Annotated in this window: 13 protein-coding genes; 7 read left to right on the forward strand and 6 right to left on the reverse strand. The window is 70.5% G+C overall.

The features are described 5' to 3' along the window. Positions 1–68: 68 nt before the first annotated feature. Together ENSA5_RS17765 and ENSA5_RS17770 are read left to right on the forward strand one after the other, a co-directional pair. Positions 69–1,151, forward strand: coding sequence for an ATP-binding protein (locus ENSA5_RS17765; protein WP_181197867.1), 1,083 nt, complete (start codon positions 69–71; stop codon positions 1,149–1,151). Then, positions 1,148–2,065, forward strand: coding sequence for a response regulator (locus tag ENSA5_RS17770; protein WP_106392869.1), 918 nt, complete (start codon positions 1,148–1,150; stop codon positions 2,063–2,065). Before ENSA5_RS17765 ends, ENSA5_RS17770 begins: the two co-directional genes overlap by 4 nt. 28 nt (positions 2,066–2,093) lie before the next feature. On the opposite strand, the gene ENSA5_RS17775 is transcribed toward ENSA5_RS17770, so the two are convergent. Together ENSA5_RS17775 and ENSA5_RS17780 are read right to left on the reverse strand one after the other, a co-directional pair. Continuing rightward, positions 2,094–3,167 carry a M28 family peptidase gene (locus tag ENSA5_RS17775; RefSeq protein WP_106392870.1) on the reverse strand — a complete coding sequence of 358 codons (1,074 nt, stop codon included), beginning with the start codon at positions 3,165–3,167 and terminating at the stop codon, positions 2,094–2,096. 27 nt (positions 3,168–3,194) lie between these two features. Then, a complete protein-coding gene (locus ENSA5_RS17780) occupies positions 3,195–4,538 on the reverse strand; it encodes a hypothetical protein (RefSeq protein WP_181197868.1) in 1,344 nt (447 codons plus the stop codon). Positions 4,539–4,678: 140 nt separating this feature from the next. On the opposite strand from ENSA5_RS17780, the gene ENSA5_RS17790 reads away from it, so the two are divergent. From ENSA5_RS17790 to ENSA5_RS17810, 5 genes are all read left to right on the forward strand, one after another. Beyond that, complete coding sequence (locus tag ENSA5_RS17790; protein ID WP_106392873.1) at positions 4,679–5,860, forward strand: hypothetical protein; 1,182 nt, start codon at positions 4,679–4,681, stop codon at positions 5,858–5,860. Between the two features lie 10 nt (positions 5,861–5,870). Next, the gene (locus ENSA5_RS17795) at positions 5,871–8,234 is read left to right on the forward strand and encodes a TonB-dependent receptor family protein (RefSeq protein ID WP_146155823.1); all 2,364 of its coding nucleotides are present in this window, start codon (positions 5,871–5,873) and stop codon (positions 8,232–8,234) included. Positions 8,235–8,380: 146 nt separating this feature from the next. Beyond that, on the forward strand, positions 8,381–9,556 hold the full coding sequence (locus ENSA5_RS17800) for a fibrinogen-like YCDxxxxGGGW domain-containing protein (protein ID WP_258182897.1): 1,176 nt from the start codon (positions 8,381–8,383) through the stop codon (positions 9,554–9,556). A gap of 203 nt (positions 9,557–9,759) precedes the next feature. Continuing rightward, positions 9,760–10,197, forward strand: a complete 438-nt coding sequence (locus ENSA5_RS17805) for a gamma-glutamylcyclotransferase family protein (RefSeq protein ID WP_106392875.1) — start codon at positions 9,760–9,762, stop codon at positions 10,195–10,197. Positions 10,198–10,381: 184 nt separating this feature from the next. Further along, positions 10,382–13,552 carry a serine/threonine-protein kinase gene (locus ENSA5_RS17810; RefSeq protein ID WP_106392876.1) on the forward strand — a complete coding sequence of 1,057 codons (3,171 nt, stop codon included), beginning with the start codon at positions 10,382–10,384 and terminating at the stop codon, positions 13,550–13,552. A gap of 4 nt (positions 13,553–13,556) precedes the next feature. On the opposite strand, the gene ENSA5_RS17815 is transcribed toward ENSA5_RS17810, so the two are convergent. From ENSA5_RS17815 to ENSA5_RS17830, 4 genes are all read right to left on the reverse strand, one after another. Then, positions 13,557–13,925 (reverse strand): CBS domain-containing protein, encoded by a 369-nt coding sequence (locus ENSA5_RS17815; RefSeq protein ID WP_181197869.1) that lies wholly within the window; start codon positions 13,923–13,925, stop codon positions 13,557–13,559. Positions 13,926–13,945: 20 nt separating this feature from the next. Continuing rightward, positions 13,946–14,407, reverse strand: a complete 462-nt coding sequence (locus ENSA5_RS17820) for a hypothetical protein (RefSeq protein WP_181197870.1) — start codon at positions 14,405–14,407, stop codon at positions 13,946–13,948. Positions 14,408–14,530: 123 nt separating this feature from the next. Beyond that, positions 14,531–15,349: an SseB family protein gene (locus ENSA5_RS17825; RefSeq protein ID WP_146155824.1), complete on the reverse strand. Its 819-nt coding sequence runs from the start codon at positions 15,347–15,349 to the stop codon at positions 14,531–14,533. 81 nt (positions 15,350–15,430) lie between these two features. Next, the gene (locus tag ENSA5_RS17830) at positions 15,431–18,424 is read right to left on the reverse strand and encodes a spermine/spermidine synthase domain-containing protein (protein ID WP_106392880.1); all 2,994 of its coding nucleotides are present in this window, start codon (positions 18,422–18,424) and stop codon (positions 15,431–15,433) included. Positions 18,425–18,440: the final 16 nt, after the last annotated feature.

Consider the following 18,440-nt stretch of genomic DNA (forward strand, 5'->3'; position numbering starts at 1 on the left):
ACTGCGAGCGGCTAGACCTCGTCAGCAGGCCCCCCGCTCCCCCGCGCCTGGGACTGCGTGGCCACACCTTGCAACGTCTTCGCGGGATCGACCGTCTGCGGTGGCTGCTCGCGCTGGAGCTCGAGCAGGCGGTCGGCGACGACGACCCGTGGTGCCTGAGCGCCGCGCAGCTTGCGACGCTCATCCGCTCCGCAGGCCACACCTTCTTCAGCGAGGACGACGACGACGACGACGACGACGACGACCCGTTCCCGCTGGGGTCGGGGGTCGATCGCTGGTCGTCGCTCGGCGCCCTCACGCAGTGGCACGAGTCCGGATGCTTCGGCTACGAGCTGACCGCCACGGGCCGACAGCTGTGGACGCGCGACGCCGAGACCCAGGATCTGTTTACAAACCTCGCCCGCGCCCAGGCCCAGGACGACCGGGCAAACGTCCTGCGTGGCTCCGGCAATGACTACCCTCCCCCCGACCTCGCGGCCACCACCATGCGCCACGCGAGGCTCGTCGCCCATGAGGTCCGCAACGCCTTGGTGCCCGTCACCTACGCCCTCAAGAAAGTCTGGAGGGCCGTCGAAGCCAGCGACCTCGGCGCGGCCTTGGCCGAGCCCCGGGCCGAGGTCGAGCAGGGCATCACGCGCCTGTACGAGTTTGTCGAGACCTCCGCGCGGATGAGCAGCCCGGTCGAGGATCTCCCCGCGAGCTTCGCCGTCCTCGAGGCGGTCGAGGAGGCTCGAAGCAAGCTGACCCCGCTCTCGGGCAGTATCCGGGTCGAGACCATCCCCGGCACCGCCACCCCGCGCTGCCGAGGCCATCGTGGTCGCTTTGTCCTCGCGCTGCTCAACCTGCTGCGCAACGCCGTCCAAGTCGGCGGGTCCAAGGTCAATCTGGCGATCACCGTGGACGCCAGCGAGGGAGGCGTGGTTGAGCTCAGCATCGACGATGACGGCCCAGGCATCCCTTCGGAACTGCACGCGCGGGTGTTCGAGAATGGCGTCTCGAGTCGCGCCGATGGCACCGGCCACGGCCTCGCCCTCGTCCGCGAAGAGGTCGAGCGCGAGCTCGGCGGCACGATCACCTCCGAGACCTCCCCCGGTGGCGGCGCGCGCTTTCGATTGCGCTTACCTTCGACCCAGGAGAGCCACAGCCCATGATCCGCCCCGACAAGATCCTCGCCGTGGACGACGACCCGGCGATCCTCCGCATCTACCGCGAGCTGCTCGCGGAGGCCGGGCTCGAGGTGCACACGGCCACCAGCCTCGACGAGGCGGTCACCGCGCTCGACGAGGGCGACTGGTCTGTCGTGCTCCTCGACCAGCGCCTCCACGGAGCTGAGGGTAGCGACGAGGGGCTCACCCTCGTCGGGGAGGTCGACCGGCGCAGCCCGGGAGCGAAGGTCATCATCGTGACGGGCTACGCCAGCCCCGAGACGATCGAGCAGGCCTTCGCCGCGGGTGTCTACGACTACGTCGAGAAGACCCAGAATTTCGAGACCCTGCTCCGGGCCAAGCTCCGCAACGCGACCGAGCTCGCCCGCGAGCGCTGGCTGGCTTCGCTCGACCAGGACCAGGTCTCGGCGGAGCTCGTCAGGCAGTGGGATGCGGCTCGCGCGGAGACCAACAGCGCGCGGAAGGGGCGACTGCTCGAGGATCTCCTCGAACTACTGTTTGGTCAGATCCCCGGCTTCGTCGTCGCAACCAGGCGCCGCAGCCTCGACGAGGAGTTCGACCTGGTCGTGCGCAACGAGTCCGCGGATCCGCTGTGGAGCAAGGACAGCCAGTACTTCATCGTCGAGTGCAAGAACTGGTCGTCGAAGGTCGATCCGCGCGAGCTCGACCGCTTCGTGAACAAGCTCGAGCGACGCTACGGCCGCGCCAGGTTCGGTTTCTTCGTCGCAACCAATGGCTTCACCGCGGGGGTCAAGACCACCCTGGCCGCCAACCGAAAAGGAGATGTGTTGGTGATCCCGCTCGACGGAGGTGACCTCGCGACGCTCGTCCAAGCCGATGATCGCGAGGCGTTGCTCAAACAACATCACCAGCGCGCGGTTGAAGCGTCGAGCGTCTAGCACCCCGGGCTGCTAGCACCCCGGGCTGCTAGAGCAGCTCCGCGACCGCGCCCGTGGTCGCGCGCACGACCTTGGTCGCGAACGCGAGATCCAGAGTCTCGACCGTGTCCGGCCGCCCGATGCAGTGATAGGTGTCGGTGCGAAAGTCCGCGGTGTCCGACAAGAACACCGCCGGGATGTCGTGGCGCCAGAAGCTGGCGTGGTCCGAGCGGCGCAGCTCCGACAGCGCCGCCCCGTTCTTGAGCCCGGTCGGGATCTCGAGCAGCGCGGCCGGGAGCTCGACGCGGGCGGCGTGGGCGAGGACGTAGGCGGCGGCGTCATGGGCCGAGGTGTCGGCGAGGATCGCGATGAAGTCGGCGCGGAAGTCTTGGGCCTCGAGCATCCTGATCTGCTTGGCGAACAGGAGCTCGGCGCCGGGCGGGAGCTTCTGGCTGTGGGGCTCGGAGTTGGCGAAGCCGACCGCGTCGAAATTGACGTAGAGCGCGATCTCGCGGTCGTCGGCCACGGCCGCGTCGACCCACGCCTGTGAGCCCCCGAGCCGGGTCTCCTCCTCGTCCCAGCAGGCCACGGTCAGCGTTCGATCCCACTCACGGGCACCGAGCACGCGGCCGAGCTCGAGGACCGCCGCGGTGCCCGAGGCGTTGTCGTCGGCCCCGGCGCAGCCCTCGATGTGATCGTAGTGGGCCCCGATGACCACGCCCGGCAGCTCGGGCCTGGCCCCGTCCTTGCGCCCGACCACGCTGACACCGGAGTCCCCGACCTCAAAGCGCGTGGCCGCGAACCCGGCGGCCTCGAACACCGCGAGGCAGTGGTCCTGGACGAGCTTCCAGTGGTCCGACCCGGGCGGGCGCGCGGCCGCGATCAGGCGCAGGTCGGCCTCGTAGCGGGCGGCGTCGATCTCGTCGGCGATCGCCCCCGCGGCCTCGCTGCACTCGGGCGCGGGCGCGGGCTCGGCCTGCCTCGGGTCGGCCTCGGCGAGCTCGGGCGCCGAGCCTGAGCCCGCCTCGGGCTCGGGCTCGGGCTCGGGCTTGGCCCGCTCTTTACACCCGCTTGCGACCAGGACCGTCGAGGCTGTGGCGATGACAAGACAGAGCCGACGCACGCCCCAGCATCTCACGAAGATCGCGGATCAGTCTTCGTCGATCGCCGAGGTGCACTCGACGATCCCGAGCGCGGCCTGAAGCTGGCAATTGTAGTCGGTCAACGCCGCGCTCGCGGACTCGGCGGCGTCGAGATCGTCGTTGACGATCGCCTCGATCCACGCGGCCCAGTGGCCGCGGTAGGCGTCGAGATCGAAGCCGTCGAGCTCGGCCATGAAGGGCTCGACCAGCTTGCTGTAGGTCGCGCCCTCGTTGGCGCCCGTGTGGCCCTCGGCCGTGCCCATGAGCCCGCTGACGTCGGGCAGCGCGAGATCCGTGTACTTGCGCGTGCGCTTGACGAACGCGATGTTCATCTGGTCGAGCACGTCGTCGGCGTCGATCAGGGCGGGGTCGCCGAGCAGCGCGGTCTCGACGATCCCGATCCCCGGCGTGTTCTTGCTGTTCATCCGATCTTCGATGAGCTGAAAGGCCCCGTAGGCCGCGCGCGCTTGGGCGGCGGCGAGGTCCGGATCGCCCTCGGTCGCGGCGTCGGCCGACCACTGCATGACGAGGCGGTGGGCGATCGCGTAGGTGGACTTCTCGACCACCTGCTTGGCCGGCGGGACGACCCACTCGTCGATCGCCCAGGGCTGCTCGCCCTCGATGCCGCTGTGGCCCCACTCGAAGCCCGCGTCGATGTCGGCCTCGATGCTGTCGCCGCTCAGGCCGACGCCGTCGGCGAGCTGGGCGATCGGGCGCAGGCCCGCGTCCCAGTAGCACCACGCGTCATCCCAGCGGGCGTAGAGCAGGGCCGGGTCGTTGCCCGGGTCGGGCAGCGTCGCGGCCACGTCGCTGACCTCGTGGCGGATGTACTGCTGCATGACCAGGTAGATCGTCCACTCGATGTCGAGCATGTCGAGGGGATCGCCGAGCGCGATCGCGTCTTCGAGCGACGCGAGGATCGCCGCGTCGTCGATCAGCACGCCCGCGTCGACGCGGCCCGTGACCGCGTCGGCCTGCTGGACGAACTCCTGCAGACCGGTGCCGACGTAGGCCGCCTCGATCGCAAGGGGGTCGGGCGCGCCGCTGCTGTTCTCGGCGACGATCATCTCGAGGTTGACGGTCGCGGCCTCGCACAAGACGTTGGGTGTGTCCCCGAGGCCCGGCTTGTCACCGTCGCCGTCGCCAGGGTCGCCGTCTCCGTCGCCCGGGTCACCGTCCCCGTCGCCCGTGGCACCGTCGCCATCCCCGCTGTCACCGTCACCGGGGCCGTCGGTCTCGCTCGTGTCGTCCCCGCCCTCGAGCTCGGCGTCGTCCGCACACGCGAGGCTGATCAGGGGCAGGGTCAGGAGGGCGGCGCGCAGCCGCCCGTGGCAGGGCTCAATCGTCTTCATGTTCGTTTCCAGAGAAGGATGGGACATTAATGAAAATGGTTTTCAGTTGCAAACGACGCTTCCGTGAGCCAGCGCTCACCCGCTGTACCTGGAATTTTTGGTCTTGACGGGTTCCACCTCGGCTCTCAGAATCCGATCAAATGAAAGCGACTTTCATTTGCTTGCTCCCGGCCATCACCGTAGGCGCGCTGGTCTCGAGCGCCTGCGTCGCCTTCGAGCCGCTCCCCGAAGACGACGTGGGCGGCGAGACCGGCGAGGCGGACACGGCCTGCGACGACGACGAGTGCGAGCCGACCCACGAGCTCTCGGGTGAGTTGATCCTGTTCGTCAACGCGCGCCTGTCCGACGAGGACGCGGGCTTCCAGAGCCACCTCCCGCTGGCCGAAGAGGGCACCTACGTCGGCAACACGCTCTACGTCTACGACCCGACCCGCGAGTGCGACGACGGCGGCAACGCCTGCCGCCTCAGCGAGCTCGGCAAGCTCCGGCTCGACGATCGCCTCGGCGAGATCTCGGTTCAAGACAACAGCCTGCGCAAGTTCGTCGCCCGCGACCTCGCCTACCACCCCGACCACGGCCTGTGGGCCGCGAGCTTCGACCCGCTCAACGACGAGTGGTCGGTCTCGGCCCTCGGCGTCGACGACTGGCACCGGACCGACAACACCATCACCGTCGATCGCTGGGTCATCCCCCCGGGTCCGGCCGAGAGCCCGAGCACCGACCCCTGCTACTGGTTCGAGGCGATCAGCGGCCTCGGCTTCGCGGGTGACGATCTGCTGATCGGCGTGCGCGGGGCCGGCAGCAAGGGCCTGGTCACCGACGGCTCGCTCCTGCGCGTCGACTTGAAGGTCCTCGACCAGGGCCACTGCGTCCACAGCAGCGACATCAGCCAGGACCCGAACTACTACGCCTGCGACGTCGTCTGCGAGCAGTGGTGCAGCTTCGGCGCCAAGGTTGGGGTCGCGGGCGACGTCATCGAGGATCACGACGGCGTCGGGGCCTCGGCGTGGCTGCGCAGCGAGGACGACGGCGTGATGCCGCTCGGCCACAACGAGCTCAGCACCTGCGTCGCGCCTACGCCCGGCGAGGTCGCGAGCGCACAGCCCGACAACGTGTTCATCGAAGACGTCGTCCGCGGCGACGAGATCGACGGCCTCGCGCGGGTCGGCGGTCAGCTCTACGGGCTCAGCGTGCTCGGCAAGATCTATGCGATCGACGAGGACCAGCGCATCGTCGAGCAGATCGACGACCTCGGGCCCCTGTTCCCCGAAAATGGCCTCCGCCTGCGCGGCGCCGCCGAGATCCTGATCCCGCCGAACTGATACTGCCGCGATGCATGCGTTGATCGTCTGGCTGTGCTGGGTTGGGCCGCCGGCCGCCGACGGCGTCGAGATCGAGCGTTCGCGCGACGAGATCGCGCCCGTCGACATCTTCGCGCCCGGGTCGAGCTCGCCCCAGCCCGAGCCCGAGCCCGAGCCCGAGCCCGAGCCCCCGGCGCCCGAGCTCAGCCCGGAGCCCGAGGCCGCGCCACCAGCGGACGACGAGATCCCCGTCGACGAGGACCTCGAGGAAGACCTCGAGGCCGGCGAGGAGCCCCGCGTGATCGTCGTCGACGCCAGCGCGCTCGGCGACGGCGAGGCCTTCGACGTGTTCACCCACGCGGGCGGGCGCACGGTCGTCGGCAAGCAAGAGATGCTCGAGCGCGGGGCGACCAACGTCGGCGAGGCCCTCGCGCGCAAGCCCGGCGTGCGCACGGTCGAGGGCAACTCGGGCCTCGGCAGCCAGGACACCAAACTCCAGGTCGCGGTCCGCGGCGTCAACCCGCGCCTGAGCTCGCGCGCGACCGTGCTCCTCGACGAGATCCCGATCGCGCCCGCGCCCTACGGTCAGCCGCAGCTGAGCTTGTTCCCGCTCTCGCTGTTCTCGATCGCGAAGATCGACGTGGTCCGCGGCGGGGCCACGGCTCGCTACGGTCCCCAGACCTCGGGCGGCGTGTTCAACCTCGTGTCCAACCCGATCCCCGAGCACCCGAGCGTGTCGGTGTTCGCGGCCGGCGACTCGAACCTCGACTTCTCGCTCGGCGGCGCCTACGGGGCGACCCACGGACGCTTCGGCATGTACCTCGAGTACGCGCCGCGCGTCGGCAGCAGCTGGCGCGAGCACAGCGACAAGCTCGTCCACGGCGGCCTCGCCAAGTTCGCCTGGCAGTTCAACCCCCGGGTCCGGCTCGAGTCCATGACCCACGGCTACTTCGAGGACAGCGAGCTCCCGGGCGGGCTGTCGCGCCAGGCCTACGACGAGGACCCCTTCCAGAGCCAGCGCCCCTTCGACCAGTTTCGCGGCATGCGGGCCGGGACGGCGCTCAAGCTCGACGCCCAGATCAGCGATCGCCAGGATCTGAAGATCATCGGCTGGTACAACCACAGCTACCGGAGCACGACGATCGCCAGCAACGCCGCGCTCGAGCGCGAGCTCATCGACGAGCTCGTGACCAACCCCCGCCTGTTCAACGTCATGGGCCTCGAGCCGCGCTGGTCGATGCGCTTCGACGCGGCCAAGATCGACTTCTCCCACCAGCTCTCGGTCGGCGCCCGCGCGGCCTACGAGCTCGCCTCGCTCGAGGAGTACACCGAGGATCTCGTCGCCGAGGTCCTGTCCAAAGACGTCGACGCGCGCTCGAGCGCCTACGCCGGCTACGTCAACGAGAAGCTGATCTTCCTCGGTGGTGATCTCGCGATCGATGTCGGCCTTCGCTTCGAGTACATCCACGTCGCGCGGCGCGACAACCTCGGCGCCGAAGATCCGATCGAGCGGCACTACGCCGCGCCGCTCCCCGCGGCTTCGGTCTGGTACGCGCCGATCGATGAATTCGCCCTCTTCGCCGCGTACGGGCGCTCGTTCGGGCCGCCGCAGTACGTCCAGCTCAGCGTCGCGGGCGACGAGTCCCAGCTCGACGCCGAGACCTCCAACAGCGCCGAGCTCGGGCTCAAGGCCCTCGAGCTCGGCGGCGTCTACGGTGAGGTCACCGGCTGGTACAAGGAGTTCACCAACTTCATCGACGTCGGCCAGGACAGCTTCGACGTGATCCCCAAGATCCACATCTGGGGCGTCGAGAGCGAGCTGTCGTGGTACCCCGGCGAGGTCTGGGATCAAGTCGGAGATCTCGAGCTCTACGCCGGCTACGGCTGGACCGACAGCCACATCGTCGGGCTGACCTACTCGGGCAGCCAGATGCCGTGGTACCCCGAGCACGAGGCCTGGGCCGGGACCAGCTACGGCTTCGACTTCGGCCTCCAGTTTGGCGCCGACTTCAGCTACACCGGGCGCCAGTACACCGACTACGAGAACCGCGAGATCGAGGATCAAGACACCGCCGCCTACGGGCCGATCCCCGCCTACGCGGTCGTCAACCTGTGGGCTCGGGTCCAAGCGCCGCTGCCGCGGGGCTGGCGGCTGGAGTTCACAGGCGGGATCAAGAACGTCGGCGACACCCGCTACTTCTCACGGACCGACGATCGCAACGCCGGGATCCTCGTCGGGCGGCCGCGAACCTTCTATTTCAACGTCGGCTTCGCCCATGACTTCTTGCCCAAGCAGCTGCGTCCGCCGAGGCGAAAGCGAACACGCGGCGCGAACACGCGCGCGGTGGGGCAGGTTGCCTACAGTCCACATTGGACCACACTCGGGCCGAACTAATCCTGGCACCCTTGCCAACCTCGCCAACCTCGCGAGGGGCAATTGTCGCCAGGTGTTCGCCGTCTTGCATGCGTTGCCCGGTTGGATTCGCCCCTCGCTAAAACGCACATCGACATGTGACCGCTTTCGCAGAATGATTGCGGACCATGAACACCCATGATCGATGGTCTTCCCTGCTCGCGCTGAGCATGACTGCTTGCTTCACCCTGGGGTGTCCGGCCGACGACGTCGCCGAGAGCTCGAGCGGCGACGCGGACACCGAGACCGGCGACGGCGACGGCGACGGCGACGGCGACACCAACGAGACCGGGACCGCCGACCAGGGCGACGGCGACGGCGACCCTGGTGACGGCGACGGCGACCCCGGAGACGGTGACGGCGACGGCGACACTGGAGACGGCGACGGCGGCACTGGAGACGGCGACGGCGACACTGGAGACGGCGACGGCGACGGCGACGGCGACGGCGACACTGGAGACGGCGACGGCGACACTGGAGATGGAGACGGCGACGGCGACGGCGACGGCGACGGTGACGGCGACGTCGACGTCTGCGGCGACGGCATGGTCAGCGGCGACGAGGTCTGCGACGACGGCATCAACGACGGCTCCTACGGCAGCTGCAACGGCGACTGCCTGAGCGCCGGCCCGAGCTGCGGCGACGGCGAGATCAATGGACCCGAGACCTGTGACGATCAAAACGACGACGCCACCGACGGCTGCCTCGGCAGCTGCGAGATCCCCCACAGCTGCCTGACGATCTCCAACTACGACGACCAGCTGGGCGACGGGACCTACCTGATCAAGCCCGACGGCTTCGACGGCGATCCCCTCGAGGTCCACTGCGACATGAGCACCGACGGCGGCGGCTACACCTTCTTGAAGGTCAACCCCGAGCAAGCACAGTTCGCCGCCGACGCAGAGACCTACTGCGCGGGCCGGGGCATGCAGCTGTGGATCCCGCGGACCGAGGCCCACCTCCTGTCGGGCTGGGCGATCGCCAACGACGGCACCATCGGACCCGACGCCAGCGTCAACTACATGCGCATCCTCGGCATCTACCCGAGCCAGCAAGGGGCGAGCTGCTCGCAGCAGCCGATGAACTCGAGCAACATCAACTGCGGCTGGGGTGCGAGCGACGGCGAGGACTGGTGGGTCCACGAGGTCAACAACATCTCCGAGCCCAACGGCGACAACAGCACCCACGGGTCGATGTACTACGACTGGAACATGGACGGCTCGATCAGTTGGCACAACGACATCGCCGGTGACGGCTACAGCAGCGACCGCTTCATGTGCGACGTCGGCGACAAATACCCCTGAGCCGAGGCGAGTGACAACAGCGCCCCGTCGGCGCCGCCGAGGGGCGCTGTCGTGTCCGAGTCCGGCGACGGGCTCAGCCCCGGCGGCGCAGGGCGATCTCCAGCAATCACGGGTGAGTCAGTCGAGCGTGAAGCTGGGCAGCTCACGGTCAACGCGCGCGTTGCGTCGTCTAGCAGCGCTTGATTCAGGGCTAGACTCCGTGGGTGCGCTACTTCGCCTACGGCTCCAACATGTCGAGGGCCCGGCTCGAGCAGCGGGTCGGCCCGACCCTCGTGCTCGGCCCCGCTCGACTCGAGGGCTATCGCCATCGCTTCTCGAAGCTGGGCACCGACGGGAGCGGCAAGGGGAACATCGAGCTTCATCTGGGCGAGTCCGTTTGGGGCGTGGTCTACGAACTCGACGATCGACAGCTCGCGCGCCTGGTCGACTTCGAGCTCGGCTATCGCCAGACCTCGCTGCCCGTCCCGCTCGTCGGCGCCACTGCGACTCGAGTGACGAGCTTCGAGGCCCACACGATCGTCCCCGGCCTCGCCCCCACGTCGGCATACGTCGAGCACTACGTGATTGGGATGCGCGAGCACGGCATCCCGGACGACTATCGGATGCGAATCTTGCGGGGGATCACGTCGGAGTCATCCTAGCAGCCCGGGGTGCAATGCCTCGCGCCGCCTCATCGCTCGAGTCGCCCACGGAGCCATCTGCGATTGACTCTCGCCGGGCCCGGCTAACGCCGCCCGGCCCCCAGACAAGCGCGTTGAAGCGCTGTTCCGATCCGGCGTTCACACCGCGCTTGTCTGACCCACAGGATTGAGCTAGCCAGGCCATGTGGCGGGCAATGGCGGACGGGGTACGATCGACGGCGACGAGCCGGGTCCCCACGCGATGCTGTCGCTCCTGTCCCTCGACGACGCGACCCTCGCGGCCACGATCGACGGCGACGGCGTCTCGAGGGAGAGCTTCGACGACGAGATCCCCGAGCGTATCGGACGCTACCTGGTCCTCGAAGAGCTCGGCGCCGGGGCGATGGGGGTGGTCTACGCGGCCTACGATCCCGACCTCGATCGCAAGCTCGCGCTCAAGCTGCTCCACGACGACGAGCACTCCAAAGATCGCACGATCCGGCTGCTGCGCGAGGCCCAGGCCCTGGCCCGGGTCTCGCACCCGAACGTCATCCAGGTCTACGACGTCGGGACCTTCGACGAGCGCGTGTACATCGCGATGGAGTTCGTCGACGGGATCTCCCTCGCGGACTGGCTCGCGGCCGAGACCCGCCCGATCAAGACGATCGTCGCGACCTTTGCCAAGGCCGGCCACGGGCTCGCGGCCGCCCACGCCAAGGGCCTGGTCCACCGCGACTTCAAGCCCGACAACGTGCTCGTGGCTCGCGACGGCCGCGTGGTCGTGCTCGACTTCGGCATCGCCCACGCGGTCGGCAAGATCGAGCGGATCGAAGACAGCGCCGACGACATCGTCCGTGGCCGCATCGCCGAGCACTCCGCGGCCTACACGCTGTCCTCGCGGGCGAGCTCGGGCGCTCGTGAGTCGATCTCGGACGGGGCGGTCATGGCCACCGCCGACAGCGGGATCTCGCGGGCGCTCGACACCGAGCTGACCCGCGTTGGCGCGCTGATCGGGACCCCGGCCTACATGGCGCCCGAGCAGCTCGAGGGCGGGCGGACCGACGAACGCAGCGATCAGTTCTCGTTTTGCGTCGCGCTGTGGGAGGCGATCCACGGTCGCCGGCCCTTCGCGGGCGAGTCGCCGGTCGCGCTGTGGCAGGCCATGCGCAACGGCGAGGTCCAGGCCTCGGCCAAGACCCGGATCCCAGGCGGGGTCGCGCGCGCGCTCAACCGTGGCCTGGCGATCGAGCCCGAGCAGCGCTTCGCCGACATGCGGGCGCTGCTCGCGATCCTCGAGCGCGATCCCCCGAGGATCCGCAGGCGCGTGGCCGCCGGCCTCGTGACGGCCGTGGCCCTCGGCTTCGGCGCGTGGGGCTACCTGAGCGAGCCCGAGCCCGAGCCGGTCTGCGCCGGGGCCGAGCTGCGCCTGGCCGGGACCTGGGATCAGGCCCGCCGCGCCCAGCTCGAGCGCGCCTTCGCTCGCTCGGGGGTGCCGCTCGCGGATCAGGCCCTGCCCGTGGTCCTCGCCGGGCTCGACAAGTACGCGAGCGAGTGGCGGACGATGTACACCGACGCCTGCGAGGCCACCCACGTCCACGGCGAGCAGTCCGAGGCGCTCTTGGATCTGCGCATGGCCTGCCTCGACGAGCGCCGGGTCGGCCTCGACGTGCTCGTGGAGGTCCTGCTCGAGCCCGACGCAACCGTGATCGAGAACAGCTACACCGCGGTCTCGCGCCTCCGCTCGATCGAGTCGTGCGCCAACCACCGCGCGCTCCGAGCTCGGGTCGCGCCGCCCGAGGATCCGGCCCTCGCCGAGCGCGTCGACGACATCGCCCGCGAGCTGTCCCACGCCCGCGCCCGCCGCGACGCTGGCGATCACGAGCGCGCCCTCGGCATCGCCCGCGAGGCCCAGTCGCGGGCCGCGCTCACCGAGTACACGCCGATCCAGGCCGCCGCGGCGATCGAGCTGGGCAAGAACCTGACCGAGACCGGGACCTACGACGAGGCCGAGCAGACCCTGCGCGAGGGCTTTTACCGCGCGCTCGCGGCCGGCGACGAGGACGCCGCGGTCGACGCGGCCACGGCCCTGGTCCAGGTCACGGGCGACCGCCAGCAAGACTTCGACGACGCCCAGAACTGGGCCGGGATCACCGACGCGATCCTCGACCGTCACGACGACCAGCGGTCCCGCGCCCGCGTCGAGCTCGAGTACCTCGTCGGCGTCGCCCACTGGCGTCAGGGCGAGCTCGAGCGCTCGCGGACCGAGCTCGAGGCCGCGCTCGCGCTCGCCAAAGCCCTCGGCGAGGACGAGCGCCTGGTCGAGATCCGCGTGCGCAAGGGCCTCGGCTCGACGCTGTGGAGCCTCGGCAAGCCCGAGGACGCCGCCGAGCAATTCCAGCTCGTCGTCGACACCCTCGTGCGCGAGCTCGGGCCCACGCACCCGAAGGTCGCCTCGGCCCTCAACAACCTCGCCAGCGCCCACTACAGCCTCGGCAAGCTCGATCTCGCCGAGGTCGAGTTCCTCCGCGCCCAGGGGATCTTCGAGGCCAGCCTCGGCGACGAGCACCCCAGCGTCGCCAACAGCCTCAACAACCTCGCCGTGGTCTACACCAAGCGCGGCAAGCTCGAGCAGGCCCGCGACACCCACCTGCGCGTGCTCGGGATCCACGAGCGCACCCTCGGCGCCGAGCACCCCGAGCTCGCCAACTCGTGGAGCAACCTCGGCCGGGTCCTGCGTCAGCTCCACGACTACGAGCGCGCGGCCGACTACTACCGCCGCGCCTACGAGCGCCGAACGGCGGCCCTCGGCGCCGAGCACAGCGACACCATGACCTCGCTCGGGGGCCTCGCGCTGACGCAGCTCGACCTCGGCGAGCGCGAGCAGGGCCTGGCGAATTTCGAGCTCGTGCTCGACACCCAGCGGCGGGTGCTCGGCGACGACCACCCGACGGTCGCCGAGGTCGAGCACGATCTCGGCGTCGCCCTCGTCGGGATCGGCGAGCTCAGCCGGGGCGAGGCGCTGCTGCGCAAGTCCCTCGCTACCCGTGAGCGCGTGCTCGCGCCCGACCACCGCGACATCGCGACCAGCCTCGCGGCCCTCGCTCACGCCCTCGTCGAGCAGGGCGAGCGACGCGAGGCCCGGCAGCTCCTCGATCGCTTCGGGGCGATGGAGGAGGTCTCGGAGCCCGGCGTGCTCGTGCGCGCCCGGGTTCGACTGGACCTCGCCCGCTTGCGGGCCGGTCGCGATCGCGGTGAGCTGGCCGAGGCCCGCCAGTCGGCCCGTGACGGGGTCGCGCTGCTCGACGAGGCCGAGGGGCCCGACGCCCAGCAGCTGCGCCGCGAGCTCCTGCGTTGGCTCGAGGCCAACGCCGGCTGAGCAACTACTCGCTGCCGAGCGTCCGCATCAACACTTCGAGCGCGTCGACGACGCTGAAGATCCCGCGCATCTCGCCCTCTTCCATGACCACCGCGGTGCCGAGCTTGCGCTCGTGCATGACCGCGACCACCTGGGCGAGCGGGGTGCTCGGAGCCACGATGTAGGGGTGCGGGCTCATCGCCTCGGTCACCTCGACCCGGTCTTTGTCGACCCCGGGGATCCCCGTGACCAGGGCCAGGTCACGCTCGCTGACAAGCCCGACGACGTGGCCCTGGTCGATGACGGGCAGGTGGCGGATGCCGTGGTCGAACATCCGCGCGGCCGCGTCACCGAGGCTCAGATCCGCGGGGATCGTCACCGGGTTCTTGGTCATACACTCACCGATCGTCTGCATCAGGCTGCCTTTACTTCGACCGCGCCGTTCTTCGCAAAGAGGTCGACGACGAGCGCGGGTGGGATGTCGTCGGCGTCCATCGTGACCAGGACCTTGCCCTCGGACAGGCGGGCCGCGAGCGCGGCCAGCTCTTTGCGCGGCTCCGAGGCCCCCGCGACCGCCCCCGCGGTCACGCCCATGATCGTGCCCGCGACCGTCATGAAGATGTACTCAGTCCAGCCGACGCTGAGGTCCGCGCCGGGGATCAACAGCACCCCGCCGATCAGGGCGGCGACGACACTGACCACGACCGCGCCGAAGATCGCCCCGCGGAGCGCGTTCGTACCGCCCATCTGCACGTCCTCGTCGCGCAGATACTCCTCGTGCACGAGGGCGTTGACGCCATCGAGACCGGCCTCGGTCTCGAGCGCTTGAATCGCGGTCTCGGCCTGGGTGCGGGTATTGAAAACGCCGTAGATCATCTGGGTCATCGCTTTTCAGTGCCTCCAGATCGACTCTGGGGGCGCGCACGGCGGTCAACAAGCGACAGCCTTGCGGCCCGGCGCGGCCGATGGGCGCAGTCCTAGCGCGCACCAGCTCGGCGATCAGCGATGGCGGCGTCGAAAGCTCGCCACGGCCCGTACGAGGGCCTCGAGCTCGTGCGCATACAGCTCACCTCCGACGTCGCCGTTGGGATTGATGCGCAAGGTCACTGGCTCGCGCTCCAGCGCCATCTCGAACAGCTGGCTCCCGTGGATCGGCCAGTACTCCTGACCGCGCGGCTCCCACAGCCGCAGCGAGGCCCAGTCCGTGAACACGCCGAGGGTCGGGCGGCCGCTCTCGTGCTTCTCGAACGCATGGAACGCGTCGCTGCCTTCGACGTCATCGTCGAGCTCGGCGTCGATCGGCACGAGGAAGGTCGCGTTGAGCATCTCGCTGTACATCGCCCGCCGCGAGGGGTCGTCGCGGCGCTTGGCGACCTCGCGCATGGCCGCGATCAGATCCGGGTTGAGCGGGTGCTCGGTCCGATCCTCGCTGAGCGCGAGCCCGAAAGGCGGCTCGGGCTGGTCCGGGCCGTGGACCCCGTAGACGCGGGTGAGGATGTCGAGGGTCTCGTCGGCGCTGCGCTCGAGGCTCGCCCGGTCGCGGCCGTGCTCGCGCTTCCAGTTGCGCCGACCGCTGCGCTTGGCGAAGCCAAACTCGCGCAGGAGCATGCCGCGGGCGCTGCTGAGCTTGTGGGAGGCGGGCAGCGCCGTGCTCGACACGCTCTCGTGCTCGATGAGACCGCCGGAGCCGCGCGCGGTCCAGATCAGGTAGACCGGGCCGGCTTGGAGGACGAGGCGCGCCTCGACGGCGCGGGTACCGGCGAGCTGGTCGAGGGCGTCGAGCAGGCGCTGGCGAGGAGGGAGGGCGCTGGTTGCCACGGGCGGAAGGTAGCAGGGTCCGACCACCAGACTCACCCCTTCGCCGGCTGCGCCCGCCGATCAGGCGCGAGCCAGCTCTCGTCAGTCAGCGCCGCTCGACGACGCCGGAGGAGTCCGCCGGAGGATGCGGACGGGAGGAGGGTCGAGAGGCTTGGACGGGTCTGGGCAGAGCTTCTTCGTGCACCCTCGAACGCCACCCTCGTAGCACTCACAGGTGTTGCAGCCATCTTCGCTCAGCCACCGCGTGCCCACCTCCCCTTCCTCGCAGACTCGCTCCCCCCTTGCGCGAAGGCCCTCTCGCACGGCGGCCCGGTCTGCCCGCGCCTTTGCCTCCTCCGCGGCCTCGAGCGCGGCGTCGAAGCGGGCCTGGTCCCCCACGCGCGCGAGGTGGGCCAGCCACGCCCGGTGGACCCGGGCTTCGTCGGGCGTCCGCTCCAACATCGCAGGCAGCAGCCACTCCGCGAGGTCCGGCTCGGCCTGCGCCGCGGCGTAGAGCCGCGGTCGCGGGGGCAAGAACTCCGGCTCGCGCAGGTAGGCCGCGAGGTGATGCCCGACGACCTCGCGCGTCCAAATTTGCGAACCCGCGACCACCCGACGCTGGAGCTCGGCCTCGCCCTTCAAATAGTGTCCAAGCGCCTCCGCGAAGCCGGCGCTCGCGGCTCGATACGCGGCGAGGCGCGCGGCGTCGCTGTCGACGACAAGACCCTCGGGCCAGGCCTGGCGCAGCGCGAGCAGGCGCTCGAGGTTCTCGGTCCCGGTCAGCGGCCCGAGCTCGGCCCGCGGCGCCCACAGATCCACGCGCGGATGCAGATCCTCGTTGAGCGGCGCGCCCGCGCCGAGCGTGACCAAGCCCGGGCGATCGAGCATGTAGCCCGCGAGCAGATCCCGAGGGTCGAGGAGCGCGAGCTCGGCGTAGAGCTGCGCGCGCCCGGGATCCCCGAGCGCAGCCTCGAGTCGCCCGAGCTCGAGCGCGAGCGGCTCGACGCTGCCGATCAGCCCGAGCGCGGGCGTGCGCGCGTTGTAGAGCGCGAGCATGGCGTGGGCCTCGGGGAAGACCTCGACGAAGGTCCGGACGATCACCCGGATCGTGGACCAGTCGAGCTGGTAGAGCGGCAGCCACTGGACGAACACCCCGCCCGGCTCGAGCCGCGCGCGCGCGGCCTCGAAGTGCTCGCGCGCGTAGAGGCTGCCGGCTCCGTCGCGGGCCGGGTGAAACAAGTCGGCGACGATCAGCGCGTGGCTGCCCGCGTCGGCCCGAAGAAAGCGGCGGGCGTCGGCCGCGAGCACCCGCGCCCGCGGGTCATCGGCGAGCCCGGCGTTGACGGCCTCGAAGTAGGGCAGCATCTCGATGACCTCGGGCACCAGCTCGACCGCGCTCAGCTGCTCGATCGGGTAGGCGAGGCCAGCGCCCGCGGTCGCGCCCGTACCCAGGCCAAGGAACACGACCGAGCGCGGCGGCCGGGCCTGGCTCGCGCTGGCCAGGATCAGCGGCAGGTGGCCCATGCGCCGCTCGCCGATGCTCAGCGCGCCGCCCATGCGGAAGTGCTGGTCGATGCGCAGACGCAGCAGCGGGCGCTCGGGGCTGCCGGGCGCCTGCGTCGTGCGGCTGACCCCGACCACGCCCAGCGGCGCCTCGACGCGCTCGAGCACCGTCCACGCGTCGCCCTCGTCGTCGACGAGCACCAGCGAGCCCGCGCCCGCGCCCGCGAGCAAGATCGTGAGCCCGCCGACGACCGAGGCGAGCGCCAGCTGCCGGGGCGGGAAGCGGCGCAGCCACGCGATCGCAAGCGCGAGCAGCAAGTAGCCCCAGGCGATCGCGGCCCAGGCCTCGGCGTAGCTGAGCGCGTCGAGGGCCCAGAGCCCGAACACCAAGGGCGCGGCCGCGGCCGCGAGCCCGTTGACCGCCAGCGCCCCGCCGACCGGCCGCGGCTCGCTCCGGCCGCGCTCGGGCGCAGCGATCAGCACGAGCAAGTGGGCGAAGCAGGCGCCCATCAGCATCGTCGCCGGGCCGAGCACGAGCGCCGTCGTCGCGAGCTCGGCGAGCTGTCGGCGAGCCCAGCCCGCGGGCGCGGGCGCGAGGGCCTCGAGCAGGGTCGGCGCTGCCTTGGCGACCATCGCCGTGAGCGCGACCGTGAGCGCGAGCGCGAGCAGCAGCGCGACCAGGACCGTCGCGGGCCGCCGCCCGAGCGCGCGCTCGACCACTCGCGCGTAGATCGCTGTGCCCAGCGCCGTGCCCAGGAGCCAGACCGCGAGCAGGTCCGCGAACGAATAGATCGTGCCCGAGAACACCTGGGCGAGGACCCGAACGCCGACGACCTCGAGCCCGAGGCCGAGCAGGCCGGTCGCGCCGATCGTCGCGTAGAGGACCCAGCGCTCGCGCAAGAGGCCGTCGTCGGGGTCCTCGTGGGCGTCGGTGTGGGCGTCGGCGTCGGCGTCGACCGGACCCTCGCTGGCCGGGCCCTCGCCCCCGCTGCCTTCGGCCTCGGGCACGCTGCCGCGCAGAGCCAGGCCCGCGGCGGCGAGGCCGAGCGCGGCCGCGACCACGGCGGCGAGAGGGATCCCGAGGCGCGGGAGCAGCACGTGGATCATCACGAGCACACCGAGGGTCGCGCCGAGGGTGTCGAGGGCGTAGAGCCGCGCGAGCCCTCGCGCGTCGTCGCGGGCGATCTTCCGCCGCGCGGCGACCAGGACCGGCAGCGAGGCACCCACAGCGATCGTCGCGGGCAGCAAGAGCGCCGCCGCGATCAACAGCGAGACCCCCGGGCTCGGCGTGTCTCCGAGCGCCGCGGGCAGCCAGCGCCCGACCCAGGTCAGCAGCCACGGAGACGCCAGCGCGTAGGCGGCCGCGATCAGTTGCAAGATCGCGAAGCCACGCGCGGGCGCCCGGAGCTGGTCGGCGCGCGCGTGGGCTCGCCAGGCGCCGAGCGCCATCCCAGCGAAGAAGCCGGCCAAGACCGAGAGCACGCCGAGCTGCTCGTGACCGAGCGCAAGCCCGAGCAGCCGCGTCCACAGCGTCTCGTACGCGAGCGCGGCCGCGCCAGCGAACGCCGCGGCACCAACGAACTCGCGGTCCATCAACGCCAGCGTACCC

It is taken from the genome of Enhygromyxa salina (assembly GCF_002994615.1).
Taxonomy (GTDB): Bacteria; Myxococcota_A; Polyangia; order Nannocystales; family Nannocystaceae; genus Plesiocystis; species Plesiocystis salina_A.